This window comes from Rhodococcus sp. P4_F3_2 (genome assembly GCF_056401335.1).
Genome location: NZ_JBFUJN010000200.1, coordinates 1 through 450, shown reverse-complemented (window position 1 = coordinate 450; position 450 = coordinate 1). Strand labels below are relative to the sequence as shown.

At 35.4% G+C, this 450-nt stretch carries 1 protein-coding gene; it reads right to left on the bottom strand.

The window, feature by feature from the left end:
* Positions 1-140 precede the first annotated feature (140 nt).
* Positions 141-450 (bottom strand): hypothetical protein (locus AC1DWA_RS33400; RefSeq protein ID WP_477917778.1); only part of this gene is annotated, 310 nt, incomplete at its 5' end.

The window sequence follows — 450 nt, the reverse complement described above, 5'->3', positions numbered from 1 at the left end:
GATATAGGGTATCAAATTCTTTTCGAGGGATACATGCGACAATTAGAAATGCCTGTTTTAAAACGTGAAGACACAACTTTGGGATGATAAAAGTCGAAGAATCTTATGAAATAAAAAAGGCAGGGGATCCTGCCTGATTATCAGAGACTAAGAGTTAAGGTACGTTTGGTCGTTAAGATATCACCTTTTCTGACAAACACCCTAGCATTATAGTTTCCGGGAGTCGTGATATTAAATTTGAAATTTTTGTTTCGAGAATATTTAGCTCTCTCTAAAGGTTCTTTCACRCCATCTTTAAATAAGTAGCACGCATATTGAATATGCTTGTTATTCGAGAAGAATTCAGGAACGTTACAAGATACTAATAATCCTTTCCCTTCATTGTTAGAGATGGCAACGCTATTTATGATGAGGCTATCCGTGATTCTTGATACTTGTTCAATCAAGAAA